We start from the raw sequence: 17447 nt of genomic DNA on the forward strand, positions 1-17447 counted from the left end.
ATCGCTTGCATGTCGTGATGGCCCGCCAAACGCCTCGGGACGCGCGGGGGCCGCGTGTCGGGATGCAATCCGGCGGTGAAAAGGACGCTATTGTGACCCGACCGGAGCGGACGGTCCAGCCCATTCAGTCGGGTTACAATAACCCGCCGGGCGCGGGACGGTGCGGCATGGATGCGCTCTCAGTCACGGCATCCATGGCCAAGACACCCCCGCTGGTGACTCACGCTTCAAGGAGACCGACATGGACCTGCTGCACACCTACTTCTCCGACATCCATTGGCAAGACCTCATCTTCGGCACGCTGCGCATCCTGCTGATGCTGACGCTGGCCTGGCTGCTGAGTCTGGCGGCACGTATGGGATTGCGGCGCTTCGAACGCCGACTGGTCGAGGAAGGCAGGCGGCAGGACGACATCGCCTCGGAGGCGAGCAAGCGCGCCGATACCCTGGTACGGTTGCTGCGCCAGGGCGTCTCCATCATGATCTGGGTGATTACGCTGCTGGTCATCCTCAACGAACTCGGCATCTCCGTCGGTCCGATCCTGGCGAGCGCCGGGGTGGCCGGTCTGGCGGTGGGTTTCGGCGCACAGAATCTGGTTCGCGATGTCATCAGCGGCTTTTTTCTGATCCTCGAGAATCAGGTGCGCGTCGGCGATGTGGCCGTCGTCAATGGTACCGGCGGCCTGGTCGAGGCGATCAACTTCCGCACCCTGGTGTTGCGTGACCTGTCCGGTATTGTGCACGTATTTCCCAACGGTGCGGTGACCACGCTCAGCAATGTCACCAAGGAATGGTCGGCCTATGTCTTCGATATCGGCGTGGCCTACAAGGAGAACACCGACCGGGTAATTGGTGTGATGCGTGAGGTCGCCGACGCGCTGCAGCACGACGAGCACTTCGGCCCGGCGATCCTCGGCAACATCGAGATCTTCGGCGTGGACCAGTTCGCCGACTCCGCGGTGATCATCAAGGGCCGCATCCGGACGCAGCCGATCAAGCAGTGGGACGTCGGACGCGAATTCCTGCGCCGCATCAAGCTGGCCTTCGACCACCACGGCATCGAGATCCCGTTTCCGCAACGTGCGCTGCATTTTGGCACAGAAAGTGCGCCTTTCCTGGTCGGACGGACCCCATCTGCGTAGGGGTGCCCGGGCCGGCCGGCGACGCCACGTACTTCCGGGCACGCCGCCTCTCATGCGGGCCGGTCACCGGGTTCTTTGGGGAATTACCCTGAGAGTACGAATATCCCTCCAGTTCTCGAACCGGCTCACACTTTCGAATGAACTCTTTCGTGAATAATGCCGTCAAAATAAGAACACCGTCCGCGGGGACCTATGCAAGCCGATACCGCCAACGATCCGATGAACGCATCCGGACCCCTCGAGCTGTCCTCCACCGCGCTCGCCGAACTGCCCCTGTTCGCGGGGGAGCGGATGGACGTGCTCGAATGGCTCCTCCCCCATTGCCGTATCGAGCGCCTGCCGCCACAGACACGGCTACTCACCCCGCATGACGTGCAGGACCGCGCTTACCTGATCCTGCAGGGTGCTGTCCAGGTCCGGGTCGGTACCCATGACGAGCAGCTCATCGCGACCCTCGGCGCGGGCCAATGCGTCGGCGAGATGTCGGTCATCGAAGGCGTCCCGCCGTCCGCCGACGTGCTCACAGATACCGCCTGCACGCTGATCGCCATCGAGGGTGCGGCGTTACGCACCCTGATCGATACCTCCAACGTCGTCGCACGCAACCTGCTCAAACTGTTGGCACGGCGCCTGCGCAGTGACAATCTGATGGTGCTCGAAAGCCTGGAGCAAAAGGCGCTGTCCGAACGACGTGCCCGGATCGACTCGCTGACCGGGCTGCACAACCGGCGCTGGCTGAGCGAGCATCTGCCGGACACCGTCGAACAGCACCACACGACCGCGCGCAGCCTCAGCCTGCTGATGATCGATATCGACCGGTTCAAGGACTTCAACGACCGTAACGGTCATCTGGCCGGCGATCAGGCGCTGCTGACCGTGGCCAAGGTGATCGGTGGCCACATCCGCGACGGCGACCAGGCGGCACGCTTCGGCGGCGAGGAGTTTCTCGTTATCCTGCCCGACACCGGCAGCGCGGAGGCGCGGCGCATCGCCGGCCGTCTCCGGCACGCCATCCAGAGCACACCGATCGCGACCCCCGACGGGACCTCGCTCCCGCGCGTGACGGCATCCATCGGTCTTGCGGAAAGCATGCCCGGCGAGACGGCCGAGACGTTGATCGCGCGGGCCGACGCCGCGCTCTATCAGGCCAAGCGCGCCGGCCGCAACCGTGTCCGCATCAACCTGCCCGGCGACGCCGTACCGCCGGCCGGCCCCTTCACCCTGCGGCGCACACCCGAGAGACGCCCCCGCTAAGACCGGGGGCGTCCCCGGCACCCCGCACCCCAGCGTGGTCAAGCCTTGTCCGCCCCGGCGGTCCCGGCGTCCTTCGCCGGCCCGGCCCGCTTCCCCACCGCGCGCCACAGGCCGTCAGTTGCCAGGCAGCGCCAGCCCCAGCGCAGCCAGCCAAGCAAGGCGAATGCCAGCCACAGCGCCCAGGCCAGCATCAGCAGACGATAGACGAGCAGTGGGACCGACACGACGTCGCCCTGCGGGTACGCTGCGGCAGCCATGTCCTGATACCAGTTCAGGGTGTTTCCGTAGGAGAAGTTGCCGGCGATCTGCATGTCAGGCCGACCCAGCAGTCCTTGCTCGACCGCCCCGAACAGGCTGACCAGCGCCAGCAATGTCATTACGCCGATCGCTACCTGCAGGACATTGAACAGCCGCGCGTTCTCAAAGTGCTGCCCCCAGCCGCGACCGCGCGCGCCCAGCAGGAGCAGCCAGCCCACCACCAACGCCGCCGGCACGATCGGACTCTGACTCAGGCCAATGCCAAGGAGCAGCCAGTGCCGGGTTTTGAGTGGCGTGAACCGCAGCTGACCGAGCCCAATTGCAAGCAGTGCGATCACGATCAGCACACCCCAGAACAGCACGGCGGGTCCGAGCCGCGGGCCGCCGGTGAACAAAATCCACCGGTCAGCGCCCAAACTGGCCTGCAGATGCGCATTGACACTCGGCGCGCCGAGGTCGATGGCCGGCGTCCGGAAGCGCGTGCCGATACCCACAGCCTCGCGCCAGCCGATATCCACGCGCTGTTCGCGCGGTGCGACCGGCAGGACCAGTCGCCCCGCCTCCAGACGGATCGGCTGGGCGACGCCGTCGATCGACACGCCGGTGAGTTCGGCCCGTTCGGGCAAGGTAATGGCGTGCTGAGTGCCCTGACTGCTGCGCAGGGTCAGCGACAGATTCGTCTCTGTCGCACGCTTGCCGGGTGTCACCCGCAGCTGCGAGCGGTCGATGGTCAGGGTCTGGCCGCCCACGCCCATGGGCCGCGCTATTGTCAGCGTCACGGTCTCGCCCGGCCACGGTCGCCAGGTCGGGAACCAGTTGGCGTTGCGGTCCTGATGATGAGTAACCGGAATACCCACGGCGGTGACATGCCAGACGGGGCTGACGTCCGCGGCCCACTGTTCCACCCAGTGTGAGGTCTCGGCGGCACGCAGCTCGATGCGTTCGCGCGTGTCCAGCATGGACTGCCAATGACTCTGCATGGCATCCGGCGCCAGCGCGATGTGCACGGCGCCGTCCGTCACCACGACACCGTCGCTGACTACGGACTCGCCGTCGAGCAGAGGTACCGCGAGCGTCAGCGCCGAGCCCGGCGGCGACAGGCGTCGCACGTGCGTCTCCACCGTCCACTCGGTGCCCAGGCGCAAGGTGCGCTCGATGCGAACGGAGGCCGGCAGGGCGCGTGATTCCAGTGCACTGCCCTGCCGCTCGTCGGTCAGCCGGGTGAGCTCCAGGCCACCCTGCACCTGGCCATTCGAATCGATCCCGGCCACCGACCAGCCCTGCGTGGCGACCGTGACGCGGTGTGGCCGCAGCGGCAGGGGTAGCTGGATACTCGCGCGCTGCATCGCCGGCCCACTCATCAGCAGCTCGTGCACGCCGGCATCGAGGCCCACCCAGAGTTCGCCATTCGGGGTGCGGAACAGCCCGGTCGCCGGCCGATCGTCGACCAGCACACTGCTCGGCAGCCACTGACCCGGCTGCACCGGCAGGGGCACGGCAGTGCGCTCATGCGCCTCGACCTCGAGCCGCAGCAGCAGCCGGTCGTCGCGGACGTCCAGGTGCATACGTGGTGCCTGAGCGCAGGTCGGCAGGCAGTCCGGCGGCGCCAGCAGCCGGGTACGGAGTTCCTGCAGCAGCGCGTCGGACGGCAAGGTCTGCGCCTGGGTCTCGCGCCCCATAGGCAGCAGCAGACCAGCGAGACAGGTCACCGTCAGCAGACCCGGCAGCAGGCCTGCACCCAGGCGCAGCCGCCCGACTGGCCGGCCGATCACGCGCAGCGCGAGCAGCGCCACGAGCGCGACCCGCACCAAATCGAGCAGCAGATTCACGCCCGGCGACAGTAGTACCAGTTCGATCTGCTGATCGGCGGCCACGGGCCCGTTCCAGGACAGCGGCACGGAACGCCAGGACCAGACTGGCAGTCCCGGCCCGGTGGACACCACCGCCTCCGGGTCGATCTGCGCGATGTAACGAGAATAATCTCCCGCCGCGCCGGTACGCGGCCGTTCTTCGGCACGCTTGTCCAATACGTGATCCGGCAAACTCACGGCCGCGGGAGTGCCAGCCATCTCCGCTGCATACGAAGGCGTGGGCAGCGATGCACTCACTGTCTGCTGCAGACTGACGCCAGGCAGTTCGAGTTGCGGATACAGGCCGGTGCGCAGTGCCGACACCGCATAGGGCACGGCGATGACGAGCAATGCGACCAGGCTCAGATAGCCATAACCACGCACCGCGCGCTGCAGGCGTCCCGTCGGGACGACGCGCAGCAGCGCGACGCTCGCCAGCAGGCTCAGCCACACGCCGGTCGGCGCACCCGGTTCGTGCCAGGTCAGCGCCAGCAGGACGAGCATCAGCCCGCCCCAGACGAAGCCCCAGAGGCGCTGTGCGGTGATGACGGCGAGCAGCACCAGGAAGATGTCCAGCAGTGTCCAGCGCTGCAACCAGGTCGCGGGCACATTGTCGACGCCACGGGCCGAGAATAACTGCCAGCCGGGCGGCAGGTGCAGGGTCGCAGCGACGCTCTGAAAATCGTGTCGCCAGCCGACGGCAGGGATACGCGTCACGGGGCGCTCGTAGCGGCTGTCGGCGACCAGGTTCAGCGCACCGCGGCGGATTTCCACGCCGGCACCGGCCACGTCCGACAGCTGCGTGATCACCTGTGGCTGGCCGTCCAGCGTGACCTGGCCCAGCTGCAGCTCGGGATCCGCCTCCAGGCGCCAGCTGCGGGTGACGCTGCCGCCAATGGCGTCGCGCAGGGTGTAGCCGCCGCCGTCGAAATCCAGCCACAGGGTACGCTGCAGGCGCAACTGGTCTGGGTTGGGATCGGGGTCGCCGCGGCGCAACACCTTGAAGGTCAGTCCGTCGTCCGGCGTCAGCCGATAGGCCGGTAGCGCCTGCCAGTCGCCCGGCAGGCCGGTCTGGCGGGCATCGATGGCGACGCTGCCGCCGACCTCGACCAGCCGCAGTGCAGGTCGCGCGTCGAACACCCAGACCTCTTCCGCCGGCCAGGGGGCCGGCACCGCCGCGGCCGGGAGCACCGTCAGCGGCGTGGGGAAGCGTGCAGTCACACGCAGCTGCCAGCGGCCGGGGCGCACCTGGATACGCAGCCGGCCGTCGGCCTCCAGACGCGCGGCCAGCCGGGATTCCAGGGCCATCGGCACAGCGCCGGGCAACAGCACCGGCCCGATGAGGATCTCGCGCTGCCGACCGGACACGTCCAGGTCGATGTGCGTCTCGACCTGCAACGGCGTCTCGTCGACGACGCGCCGGAACACCCGCAGCTCGGCGCGGTCGGTGTCAGCAGCCACGCTGTCCTGTGCCTCGCCCGCCAGCCACAACCGGCCGTCGGCCCGCAGCGCGGGCTGAGCGACGGTCTCACCGTCACGGGTCAGCATCAACAGACCCAGATCGGCCGGCAGCGCGAGCGACTCTGGCAGGGCATGCCAGCCGAAGGCGCCTCCTACCTGATGCGCGCCTGGACCGAGTTCGAGCAGCGGCCGCCCGTTGCGGTCCAGCACAGCGACGCGCCGGCCATCGACCTCCACGCCGACGGGCCAGTGGCGCGTATCGCCCGGTAGCGGCACTTGGACGGACGTATGCGCGTACACCTCCCAGCGCTGCTCGAAGCGTGCACCGTGCGCATCCACGGTAAGTTGCAGCGGGCCGGGCCAGGCGCAGCGCCGTTCGGCACGGTCGAACAGCACGGGGCAATCCCGGCCGGTCTCACCCTGCAGCGCCCAATTCACCCACGGTTGCAGCGGCGCGGGCACGTCCTGCAGTGCGAGTGGCCCCGCCAATGCGGGCGCCGAAAGCATCAAGGCCAGCAGCGCTGCGAACATCCGCCATAACGAAATCCCGAATTCCCCTGCCCGTCCCGCGGCCCCGCCGTGTGCGCCCGTCATCAGATGTCCCCTGCAACCTTTATCGCTGTCGTTCTTATCACCACCGACTCATCGGTAACGCGATAGCACGGTTCGTGCCAGGATCACGACATCTATGCCCACGAAATCCACGAAGTACCCGATGGGACAAATCCCCTCTCTAGCGCACATCGGGTCTGCACCGAATGGCACTTGAGTTAAGCCCATGCCTTGGAAAAATGACCACGGAAGCACACGGAATGACACGGGAAGAAATCAATACGTAAACCCAGAATCCTCTCTCCACAGTCTGGTTTACGGGCTTTATACAAGTAAGCCCTTTTCCGTGTTGTTCCGTGTGCCTCCGTGGCCCATGCGGTTTGGGGGTTTATGGATTCCAATACGCTTGAATGCCCCGGAAACCTCAAGAATTTTTCGTGGGTCTCATGGATTTCGCGGCCATCCTCAGCCGCTCTCGAGGCAATACTCCGCGATGGCGTCGAGAAAATCCGTGCCATATCGCTCGAGCTTATGCTGGCCGACACCGACCACGCCGAGCAGTGCCTCGGCGTCGAGTGGTCGATCGCGCGCCATCTGCGTCAGGCTGGCGTCGCCGAAGACGATGTAGGGCGGCACGCCCTGGGCGTCGGCCAGACGCTTGCGCAGTGCCCGCAGCCGGTCGAACAGGATCTCGTCATAGGGACCGCCCTGCGCACCCTCACCGCGTGGCCGCTTCTTCTTCGGCTGCTCGCGCACGCGGGGCCGGGCGAGTTCCAGTGGGGTCTCGCCGCGCAGCAGGGGCCGTGCTGCAGCGGTGAGCTTGAGTACCGAGTAATTGGCGATATCCTGGAGCAGATAACCGTGGTGGATAAGCTGGCGCAGCAGCGAGGTCCACTCGTGGTCGCTCTTGTCGGCACCGATGCCATAGGTCGAGAGCTGCTGGTGACCTAGGCTGCGGATACGCTCATTGTCGGCACCGCGCAGCACGTCGACCACATGGCCGACACCGAACCGCTGTCCCACACGATAGACGCATGACAACGCCTTGCGTGCGTCCTCGGTGGCGTCGAAGCGTTCCGGCGGATCGAGGCACACGTCGCAGTTACCGCAATCCTGCTCCAGGCGTTCGCCGAAATAGTTGAGCAACACCCGCCGGCGGCAGGTCAGGCTCTCCGCCAGGCCGACCATCGCATTGAGCTTGTGCAGCTCGACGCGCCGCTGGGCGTCGTTGTCGCTGTTCTCGATCAGTCGCCGGACCGTGACGACATCCTGTGCCCCGTACAGCAGCAGCGCATCCGACGGCAGCCCGTCACGGCCGGCGCGGCCGGTCTCCTGATAATAACCCTCGATGTTCTTGGGCAGATCGAAGTGCACCACGAAGCGCACATTGGGCTTGTCGATGCCCATACCGAAGGCCACAGTAGCAACTACGATCTGCAACTCGTCACGCAGAAAATCCTCCTGCACCCGCGCACGCTGCGCAGCCGGCAGCCCGGCGTGATAGGCGGCCGCATCCAGGCCCTGCGCTGAGAGCTTCGTGGCGATCTCCTCGACCCGCTTGCGGCTCAGCGCATAGACGATACCGGATTCATCGCGGCGGTTCTCCAGAAAGCGCAGCAGCTGATCGAAGGGCTTGTGCTTCTCCAGCACACGGTAGTGGATATTCGGCCGATCGAAACCGGTGATGTGGCGGCGTGCCTGACCGAGTTGCAGGACGCGGACGATGTCCTCACGGGTCTGCGCATCCGCCGTTGCCGTCAGCGCGATGCGCGGCACGTGCGGGAACCGCGCGTGCAGAACACTCAGCTGCTGGTATTCCGGGCGGAAATCGTGCCCCCACTGCGACACGCAATGCGCCTCATCAATGGCGAACAAGCCAATGTCGACGTCCTCCAGCCGGCTGAGAAAACCCTCGCTCAGCAGCCGTTCCGGGCTGATGTACAGCAGGTCCAGCGCATGCGTATGCAAGCGCGCCAGCACCTGCCGCGCCTCGTCGGAACCGAGTGAAGAATTGTAGAAGGCCGCCGCCACGCCGTTGGCCCGCAGGGTATCGACCTGGTCCTTCATCAGCGAGATCAGCGGTGATACCACGATCCCCACACCCGGCCGGTGCAGCGCCGGGATCTGGTAGCACAGCGACTTGCCGCCGCCGGTGGGCATGAGTACGAAGGCGTCACGCCCGGCGATCAGATCCTCGATGATATCCTGCTGATGCGGACGGAAGCTGGGATAGCCGAACACGTGTTCGAGCGTGGCATGAACGTCGGGGGCAGCGGCGTGCGAGGAATAATTCATGCTGCGGATTCTACCGGAAATCATCGCCGGCGCGGGCGGCTCATTGGCGTGGAATCGCCTATTGCCACGAAATCCACGCAACCCACGAAAAGTTCTTGGGGTTTCCGGGCGCGGGCTCAACTCCCTAAACCCCAAAACCGCATGGGCCACGGAAGCACACGGAAATACACGGAAATACAAAACCCGCTGTATCTCTCGCCGAGCGTGTATTTCCGTGTGCTTGCGTGGCTGATGGCACATTCTCCGCCGGGCTTACCCTCAGCCCAGCAGCGCCTTGAGGTGGGCTGCGGCGCTGCGCCCCAGCGCAGATAACACATAGCCACCCTCGAGTACCGAGACGATGCGCCCCTGCGCATGGCGTCCGGCACAGGCGTGCAGCTGCTGCGTCATCCAGGCGAAATCCCGTTCATGCAGCAACAGGTCGGCCATGTCGTCCTCGGCATGCGCGTCGAAGCCGGCGGAGATCATGATCAGCTCGGGGCGGAACGCCTCCAGACGCGGCAGCCAGTGCGCCGTGACCTCGGCGCGCACCCGCCCCCCGTCGCTGTTGGCCGGCAGCCGGATATGTACGGCCCGGGCGTCGTCCTGCTCCGGCAGGACGTAGGGATAGAACGGATACTGGAACAGCGAGCAGTACAATACCTCCGGTATTCCACCCAGGATGGCGTCGGTGCCGTTGCCGAAATGGGCATCGAAGTCGACGACGGCAACGCGCTCCAGGCCATGGGTACGCAACGCATGGAGGACGCCGACGGCGAGGTTGTTGAAGACGCAGAAGCCTGCGCCGCGATCGCGTTCCGCATGGTGACCCGGTGGCCGCACGCTGCAAAACGCCGAAGTGCTGTGCCCCGCCAGCACCAGATCGACTCCCAGTACCGCCGCGCCCGCAGCACGCCGCGCTGCGTGCAGCAACTGCGGGCTCGACAGTGTGTCCTCGCCCGCCACACCACCTGTCAGCACCGCATCGACATACCCGCAGGTATGCGCCCGGCACAACTGCTCACGGGTCGCCAGCGGCGCATCGTAGTGGCGCAGGGCGAGATCCAGACCGGTCGCGAGCAGGTGATCCTGGATGGCGCCGAGCCGTGCCGGCAGGTCGGGGTGCCCGGCCTCGCCGGCGTAGGCCGCGCAGTCCGGATGGGATATGAAAGCGATGGTCATACGGATACCGTTGGCGGTGTCCTGCAGCGCTGCGCAGGCGGCGAGCGGCAATTTGCGCTAGGCTGGGCCGATAGTAACAGCCAGCACAGGAAGCGCATATGGGCCCCCATTTTCTCGATCGTCTGTTCGCGCCGCGCGCCATCGCGGTGTTCGGTGCCAACGAACGGCCGGAGGCCGTCGGCGGCCGGGTGTTTGAAAACCTCTGCGAGAGCGGCTTCGCGGGTGGGTTGTACCCGATCAACCCCAAACACACGCAGGTCCGCGGCCACACCTGCCATCCCGACCTCGCATCCGTCGGCCAGCCGGTCGATCTCGCCGTCATCGCCACGCCGGCCGCCACGGTGCCCGACATCCTGCAGGACTGCGGTGAACACGGCGTGCATGCCGCCATCGTCATGTCGGCCGGCTTCGGCGAGGGCGACGGCCGCGGTGCCGCCCTGGAGAAGCGTATCGTCAGCATCGCCCGGCGTCATGGCATCCGTCTGCTGGGGCCGAACTGTCTGGGACTGATCCGGCCCTCGGCGCACATGAACGCCACCTTCAGCAAGAACACCGCCCTGCCCGGTAAACTCGCGCTGGTCTCACAATCGGGCGCACTGTGCACGGCCATCCTCGACTGGGCGGCCGAGCTCGAGATCGGCTTCTCGGCGATGGTCTCGCTTGGCAGTGGCGCGGACGTGGGCTTCGGCGACATCCTCGACTATCTCGCCCTGGACCCGGAGACGCACAGTATCCTGCTGTATGTCGAGGGCCTGCGCGATGCACGCCGGTTCATGAGCGGACTGCGCATCGCTGCGCGCATGAAGCCGGTCATTGTCATCAAGTCGGGGCGGCACGAGGCCGGGTCGCGCGCCGCGATCACCCATTCCGGCGCCATGGTCGGTGCCGACGACGTGTTTGACGCGGCGCTGCAACGCGCCGGCGCGATCCGTGTGATGACCATCAAACAGCTGTTCGCCGCCGCCAACCTGCTGTCGACACCGCACCGCGTACAGGGACGACGGCTGGCGGTCATCACCAACGGCGGCGGACCGGCGGTCATGGCCGTCGACCGCGCCGTCGACCTGGGACTGGAACTCGCCGACCTGTCGCAGGATACCCTGGAGACGCTCGACAAGGCCCTGCCGGCACACTGGTCGCACGCCAATCCCATCGATGTGCTCGGTGACGCCGGCCCGCAGCGCTACGCTGATGCGGTGCTGGCCTGCCGCCAGGATCCGAACGTCGATGGCATGCTCACCATCCTCACCCCGCAGGCCATGACCGATCCCACCGCCTGCGCCGAGGCGGTCATCGCTGCGCATGATGGCGACAGCAAGCCGCTGCTGGCCTGCTGGTTGGGCGCCGCGCAGGTGGCCGAGGGGAACCGCACCTTCATGCGCCAGCAGGTCCCGGCCTTCAACAACCCCGAATCGGCGGTCGAGGCCTTCGCCTACCTGGCGAGCTATTACCGCGGCCAGCAGCTGCTCATGCAGGTGCCGGCGCCCATGGCACGCACCAGCGAGGCCAATGTGGAGGGTGCCCGGCTGATCATCGATGGCGTGCTGGCCGAGCATCGCAGCATCCTCACCACCGCCGAGTCCAAGGCCCTGTTGCGCACCTTCGGTATCCCGATGACGCAGGCCTTGGAGGCCGATTCGCCCAATGCGGCGCTGGTGGCCGCCACGTCGGTAGGCTTCCCCGTGGCGATCAAGATCAACTCGCCCGACATCACCCACAAGTCGGACGTCAACGGTGTGCGCCTCAACGTCACTCATGCGCAGGCGGTACGCAATACCTTTCAGGAACTGGTGAAACAGGCACGCGACAAATTTCCCAACGCCAACATCAAGGGCGTGACCGTGGAGCCGATGCACAAACCGGCGCACGGCCGCGAATTGCTGGTCGGCGTGGTGCACGACCCGGTATTCGGCCCTGCCATCACCTTCGGTGCCGGTGGCACCCAGGTGGAGGTGCTGCGCGACCGTGCCGTTGCCCTGCCACCGCTGAATTCATTTCTCGCCGAGAGCATGGTCGGCGCGACCCGCTACGCGCGGGCGCTGGCCGCGTTCCGCGGTATGCCGGCGATCGACATGACCGCCCTGGTGCAGGTGCTGCGGCGGGTCTCGGAGATGGTCTGCGAGCTGCCACAGATCCGTTCGCTGGACATCAATCCGCTGATTGCCGACGAGCACGGTGTTATGGCCCTGGATGCGCGTGTCGAGGTGCAGCACCCGCCACAGTCGCTGGACCGCTACCGGCACATGGCGATCCACCCCTACCCGACGCACCTGATCTCCAGGCGGCAGCTGGCCGACGGCACCGATGTGATCATCCGCCCCATCCGCCCCGAGGATGCCGGCATCGAACAGTCTTTCGTGCACAGCCTGTCGCCGGAATCGAAGTATTTTCGCTTCATGCAGGGCCTGAACGAACTCACCCAGGAAATGCTCATCCGCTTCACCCAGATCGATTACCACCGCGAACTGGCGCTGGTCGCCACACTGGACGACGGCCCGCCCGAGACCGCGTTGGGCATCGCCCGCTACATGACGAACCCCGACGGCAGGAGCTGCGAATTCGCCCTGGTGGTCGCCGACGCCTGGCAGCGCAAGGGTATCGGCTCACGGCTGATGCTGGCACTGATGGAGGCGGCGCGCGGACGCGGCTTCCAGGTGATGAACGCTGAGGTCCTCGCCTCCAACCATCACATGCTGGAACTGGTACGTAGCCTCGGCTTCGACGTTCACACCAGCCCCGAGGACAGCGGCATCAAGGTGGCGACCCGGGCGTTGTAGTGCCACGGGCCTGGAAGACCCGTGGGTGGCACCTCGGGCGCCACAGGCCATCCACCACGGAAGCGCACGAACACCGGGAAGCCGACGGTCCGCTGGCAATATCTTCCGTGTCGTGCCGCGTGCTTCCGTGGCGATTTCCAGACCATGCCTCCGGCAGGTCACGCCGCCATCAGTCCCCGCGTCCCCGCCATGTCAGCCGGAACAGGCCGTTGACACCGCTGTCGCTGGTGAAATAGAGCGCCCCATCGGGGCCGACGGCGACCCCGACGGGGCGCGCCCAGCGCCGTCCGTCCTCCGCCTGAAAGCCGGTGACCAGATCCTCGACGGCGCGCGCCTGCCCCCCCTCGAAACGTACGCGCACCAGTTTGGGCGGGCGGCGCGTGGCGGCATCGCCGGCAAACCCACCGTCGGGCTGCGTCCCCCAGGAGCCGCGCAAGGCGACGACGGCGTCGAAGTCGAACATCCCGCCGAGCGCGCCGGCCGGCACGAAGGCGACACCCATGGGGGCATTGCGCGCCGGGAAGGTCGCGACCGGCAGCGTCACGTCCCTCAGCGGCCGTGGTGGTGGGCGTTTGATACACGCGTCGCGGCGGAGGCGCTCGCCGTCGAACTGGAACCAGGGCATACCGTGGAACGAGCCGGCGGTGATACGGCTGAAATACTCGGGCGGTTGTGCGTAGCCGTGGTGATCGGGGCCGTTGTTGCTGGCATAGAGTTCACCCGTGCGCGGGTGCCAGTCGAAGCCGACCGGATTGCGCAGACCGGACCCATAGGCCTCCCAGCGTGGTGGATCGGCCGCCTCGTTCAGTACCAGGATACCGCCGCGGCGCGCATCGAAGGGATAGTCGTCGCCGAGGTATTCATCGCTGCAGTTACCGCGGATGCCGAGGCTGAGATAGACGCGGCCGTCCGGCCCGATGGCGACACTGCGGCTGTTGTGACCGCTGCCGCCCGGCAGCGCCGCGAGCCGGGACAGCGCAGCGGGCGCGATGCGTGCCTGGCCCGGCTCATAGTCCGCGCGGTACAGGCCGTCCGTTCGGGCAATCAGGATTTCACCGGCACGCCGCGCGACGCTGTGCGGGTAGCCGCCGGGTTCCACCAGCACATCGGCCGCGGTGTACGGCGGTGCCAGTCGATAGACCTTGCCGGAGCGGGAGCCGATGAACAGCTCACCGTCGGCGGCGAAACTCAGCAGGCGCGGACCGTCCAACGCAGCGGTCAGCAGTTCCAGCCGCTGGCCCGCCGGTACCTGCACCACGACCGTTTCCCCGGGAAGGGCGAGCGGTTGCCGTTCGTACTGCAGCGGCGGCGACGCGGCGGCGACAGCCGTCATCAGTATGCCGCCCAGTGCGAGCAGTGCAGTACGGGCGGGTCCCGTCCGACAGACATACCCTGATGGTTTCCGCATGGCCATCCCTCTGCTATCTTGAAGATTCACAAAACATGCTTCTACTGGAGCGATATCCCGTACAGCACCTCTGACAATATCCAATAGCACATGAAAGCCCATCGGGCCGCAACCGAGGAGATGATTCAATGACTGGACTAGTCCGTTGCACTCAGCACACCGGGAAAGGATACAAAGGGCTGCTGCCCGTCCTGGTGGGTATTGTGTTGGGCTTGAGCCTGACCGGCGCAGCATCTGCCGAAGAGATGAACAAGAGCGAAAGCAGCGCCTGGCTTCCCAGCCTGATCACCGCGACGCCCCAGGAGGGATTCGCGCTGGCCGTGAAGCTCTCCCAAAAGGGGGTGGCAACCGTCCAGCCGGACAGCAGTGTTCGCAAGGCGTTGCGCGGTGCCTATGCACACGACCCGGACAGCCTGATTGCCACCACCCAGGTGATCGCCATTCACTTCCAGACCGTGGCGGCAGCCAATAATTACTGGAAGGAGCACTGAGACGTACCCGGGTAGCTGCAAGGGCGGCGTATCGACATCCGCCCCTCCTGGTCGGTGTAACCGACCGGCCTCAACAATTCCCCTTCCGGCAGACACCGCTGTCAACCAACGCTGGCGCCACTGAAACCGGCGCCAGCGTTGGTCTGCCTGTGTATTTCGCAGCGAGGCAACCTTCCAGCCCTTGCGACGATGGAATTCCGGTAACGATCCGCCCTGCCCTTCCGCATGCCGTTTCGGCTAGACTGCTGATTGCGATCCGCAGTACAGCAACGGCTTACCAAAACCTGCATTATCAAAGCCCAAGGAGCCACCATGCGATTCCTGCTCATCTTGACGCTGCTGCCGATGTTCGCCGGCGCCCAGACCGTGGAGGATGCGCCCTGGGGCAGCGGTAACATCCACGACATCGAATACGAGCCGCACAAGGTCGTCTACGACGTTGCGGTCGCCGATGCCGACGCCTTCGGGCGTGTGCTGGACCGCGCCAGCACCCTCAGCGCCGTCTACCATGCCGACCCGTTCCGGGCCTCTATCGTGCTGGTCCTGCATGGCGATGAGTTGCCCCTGTTCGATACCCGTAAATTCGCACAACACGAAGAGCTGATGCGGCGCGCCCAGAGTCTGACAGTCGGTGGCACCATTGAGCTGCGTATGTGCCGTCTCGCGGCCGCGGCCCACGGCATGCAGCCGCAACATATCCACGGCTTCGTACAGATCATACCCATGGCCGATGCGGAGATCGTGCGGCTGCAGCAGGAGGAAGGTTACGTCTACATGCGCTGAGGCGCACTGCGCAGTACAGCATCACCACAGCCATACCGATACTTGCGCCCTCTACCGCCGTCAACATGGCGGCTGGCTACCGCGAAGCTGTATCCAACACCAGGGTCACAAAACCGTACCGGCTCTCTGTTATTTGACCAACCGGTAGCACGGCTTATAAACCGTGCCTGGCAGTTTCATGCGGCCGGCGGTGACAAACGCCGACAGCAGCTCGTCCATGGGATCGAGGATACTGCGTTGGCCACGGATCTCGAACAGGCCGTGCTGCTCGATGGCACGGATGCCCTCGTCCTTGACGTTGCCGGCGACCACACCCGAGAACACACGCCGCAGGTTGGCGGCGAGCAGATGCCGCTCCTGGTCCTTGTGCAGTTCGAGCCCGGCCATGTTCTCGTGCGTAGGCACGAACGGCCGCTGAAACTCGTCATCGATCTTCAGCAGCCAGTTGTAGTAGTAGGCATCCTCGTGCGCCTTACGGAAGGCACGCACGTCCTGCATACCGGCGAGCATTGTCCGTGCGACCTCCTCCGAATCGTCGATGATGATCCGATAGAGTGTCCGCACCTCCGGTCCGAGCGTCGTCGCGATGAATGCATCGATCTGGTGGAAGTACTCCCGTGCCGATTCCGGTCCGCTGAAGATCAGCGGAAACGGTATACCGGCATTGTCCGGATGCAGCAGGATGCCGAGCAGATACAGCATCTCCTCGGCCGTGCCCACACCGCCGGGAAATACCACGATGCCGTGGCCGGTGCGCACGAAGGCCTCCAGGCGCTTCTCGATGTCCGGCATGATGATCAGTTCGTTGACGATGGGATTGGGCGACTCGGCGGCGATGATGCCCGGCTCCGAGATACCCAGGTACTGGCCGTCGCGAATCCGCTGTTTGGCATGGCCGATGGTGGCGCCCTTCATCGGCCCCTTCATCGCCCCCGGACCACAGCCGGTGCAGACGTCCAGCCCGCGCAGCCCCATCTGGTAACCGACTTCCTTGGTATAGTCGTACTCCTCGCGTGAGATGGAGTGGCCGCCCCAGCACACCACCAGGTTCGGATGCACACCCGTGTGCATCACGTCGGCGTTGCGCAGGATGTGGAATACGGCATTGGTGACACCGGCCGAATCCTCGAGATCGAAACTGGGATTCTCACTGATCTCCTCGCTGACGAAGATCACGTCGCGCAGCACCGCGAACAGGTGCTCGTTGATACCTCTGATGAGCTTGCCGTCGACGAAGGCACTGGTCGGTGCGCCAGTCAGCTGCAGCTTGATGCCGCGCTCCTGCTGCAGTATCCGGATATCGAAGGACCGGTAGCGTTCCAGCAGTTCCTTGCCGTCGTCGAGGTAATTGCCGCAGTTGAGCACCGCCAGCGAACAGTTGCGGAACAACTGGTACAGGCCGCCCTGGCTGCTGTCGAGCAGCTTATTGGCCTCGGCCTTGGACAACACATCCAAGTGCCCCGGCTGAGGAGAGACAAGTGCATCGACGACCTGTTCCATCTGCATATCCGACCATTCCTCCGAAATCGCACTGAAGCGCGGCGCATTGTAAGGGACTCGGCCCGCACCAGCCTAAAAACTGCATTTGCCACGGCATCACGCAGAAAAATACGGGCAAGGTCATAGGCTCTAACCGACGCCTTCGGCACCCGGCAGGTGGTGAACCGCGGCTGCCGGGATGGCCTGTGTTGCTGCGTCTTCCGTGGCGGAAATGATTTCCCCGGCTCCACACTACCTGTCGGGCCGGTGACGCGTGGGGGACCCATCCGCTATTCGACGTTGCAAGAGCCGGGCCGTTAACCCATAGGCTCTCCTCGGTCAGTGAGGAAGTACGGTACAGTGCCCACATGCCGCCCACACCCACTGCACCGCCAACCCACCCCGGCCCGCCACCAGGAGCCTCCCGCCGCCACGGCCTGTCGGCCCTGGTGTTGGCCGGGTTGTTGGGCGGGTTAGTGGGCGCATTGGCGGGCAGCCCACCCGCCACGGCGGCGATGGAGCCAGCGGGGCGTCCAC

The 17447-nt window shown here is 65.8% G+C and carries 10 protein-coding genes; 5 read left to right on the forward strand and 5 right to left on the reverse strand.

Going from position 1 to position 17447, the window contains the following annotated elements:
• Positions 1-241 precede the first annotated feature (241 nt).
• Both K8I04_00475 and K8I04_00480 read left to right on the forward strand, forming a co-directional pair.
• Positions 242-1141, forward strand: a complete 900-nt coding sequence (locus K8I04_00475; GenBank protein ID MBZ0070196.1) for a mechanosensitive ion channel family protein — start codon at positions 242-244, stop codon at positions 1139-1141.
• 192 nt (positions 1142-1333) lie between these two features.
• Positions 1334-2395 (forward strand): GGDEF domain-containing protein, encoded by a 1062-nt coding sequence (locus K8I04_00480; GenBank protein ID MBZ0070197.1) that lies wholly within the window; start codon positions 1334-1336, stop codon positions 2393-2395.
• A gap of 38 nt (positions 2396-2433) precedes the next feature.
• Here K8I04_00480 and K8I04_00485 read toward each other — a convergent pair whose 3' ends face one another.
• The 3 genes from K8I04_00485 to K8I04_00495 all read right to left on the reverse strand — a co-directional run bounded on the left by K8I04_00485 (position 2434) and on the right by K8I04_00495 (position 9972).
• Positions 2434-6558 (reverse strand): hypothetical protein, encoded by a 4125-nt coding sequence (locus tag K8I04_00485; GenBank protein ID MBZ0070198.1) that lies wholly within the window; start codon positions 6556-6558, stop codon positions 2434-2436.
• Between the two features lie 423 nt (positions 6559-6981).
• Positions 6982-8811, reverse strand: coding sequence for a DNA helicase RecQ (recQ, locus tag K8I04_00490; GenBank protein MBZ0070199.1), 1830 nt, complete (start codon positions 8809-8811; stop codon positions 6982-6984).
• A 258-nt stretch (positions 8812-9069) separates the two neighbouring features.
• On the reverse strand, positions 9070-9972 hold the full coding sequence (locus K8I04_00495; protein MBZ0070200.1) for a histone deacetylase family protein: 903 nt from the start codon (positions 9970-9972) through the stop codon (positions 9070-9072).
• Positions 9973-10070: 98 nt separating this feature from the next.
• Here K8I04_00495 and K8I04_00500 point away from each other — a divergent pair, with 98 nt between their 5' ends.
• Positions 10071-12749 (forward strand): bifunctional acetate--CoA ligase family protein/GNAT family N-acetyltransferase, encoded by a 2679-nt coding sequence (locus tag K8I04_00500; protein ID MBZ0070201.1) that lies wholly within the window; start codon positions 10071-10073, stop codon positions 12747-12749.
• Positions 12750-12918: 169 nt separating this feature from the next.
• Here K8I04_00500 and K8I04_00505 read toward each other — a convergent pair whose 3' ends face one another.
• On the reverse strand, positions 12919-14157 hold the full coding sequence (locus K8I04_00505) for a PQQ-dependent sugar dehydrogenase (GenBank protein MBZ0070202.1): 1239 nt from the start codon (positions 14155-14157) through the stop codon (positions 12919-12921).
• 245 nt (positions 14158-14402) lie between these two features.
• On the opposite strand from K8I04_00505, the gene K8I04_00510 reads away from it, so the two are divergent.
• Together K8I04_00510 and K8I04_00515 are read left to right on the forward strand one after the other, a co-directional pair.
• Positions 14403-14648, forward strand: a complete 246-nt coding sequence (locus tag K8I04_00510) for a hexameric tyrosine-coordinated heme protein (GenBank protein MBZ0070203.1) — start codon at positions 14403-14405, stop codon at positions 14646-14648.
• Between the two features lie 312 nt (positions 14649-14960).
• Entirely contained in the window at positions 14961-15431 is a 471-nt protein-coding gene (locus K8I04_00515) for a hypothetical protein (GenBank protein MBZ0070204.1), read from the forward strand.
• A gap of 129 nt (positions 15432-15560) precedes the next feature.
• Here the strand turns inward: K8I04_00515 and ppnN are convergent, their stop codons facing one another.
• On the reverse strand, positions 15561-16931 hold the full coding sequence (ppnN, locus tag K8I04_00520; protein MBZ0070205.1) for a nucleotide 5'-monophosphate nucleosidase PpnN: 1371 nt from the start codon (positions 16929-16931) through the stop codon (positions 15561-15563).
• Between the last annotated feature and the right edge of the window lie 516 nt (positions 16932-17447).

This window comes from Gammaproteobacteria bacterium (genome assembly GCA_019911805.1).
Lineage (GTDB): Bacteria > Pseudomonadota > Gammaproteobacteria > Thiohalobacterales > Thiohalobacteraceae > JAHJQQ01.

Coding starts and splice junctions, on each gene's coding strand:
- K8I04_00475 (MBZ0070196.1), top strand. CDS start 242: ATGGACCTGCTGCACACCTACTTCTCCGACATCCATTGGCAAGACCTC.
- K8I04_00480 (MBZ0070197.1), top strand. CDS start 1,334: ATGCAAGCCGATACCGCCAACGATCCGATGAACGCATCCGGACCCCTC.
- K8I04_00485 (MBZ0070198.1), bottom strand. CDS start 6,558: ATGACGGGCGCACACGGCGGGGCCGCGGGACGGGCAGGGGAATTCGGG.
- recQ (MBZ0070199.1), bottom strand. CDS start 8,811: ATGAATTATTCCTCGCACGCCGCTGCCCCCGACGTTCATGCCACGCTC.
- K8I04_00495 (MBZ0070200.1), bottom strand. CDS start 9,972: ATGACCATCGCTTTCATATCCCATCCGGACTGCGCGGCCTACGCCGGC.
- K8I04_00500 (MBZ0070201.1), top strand. CDS start 10,071: ATGGGCCCCCATTTTCTCGATCGTCTGTTCGCGCCGCGCGCCATCGCG.
- K8I04_00505 (MBZ0070202.1), bottom strand. CDS start 14,157: ATGCGGAAACCATCAGGGTATGTCTGTCGGACGGGACCCGCCCGTACT.
- K8I04_00510 (MBZ0070203.1), top strand. CDS start 14,403: ATGAACAAGAGCGAAAGCAGCGCCTGGCTTCCCAGCCTGATCACCGCG.
- K8I04_00515 (MBZ0070204.1), top strand. CDS start 14,961: ATGCGATTCCTGCTCATCTTGACGCTGCTGCCGATGTTCGCCGGCGCC.
- ppnN (MBZ0070205.1), bottom strand. CDS start 16,931: ATGGAACAGGTCGTCGATGCACTTGTCTCTCCTCAGCCGGGGCACTTG.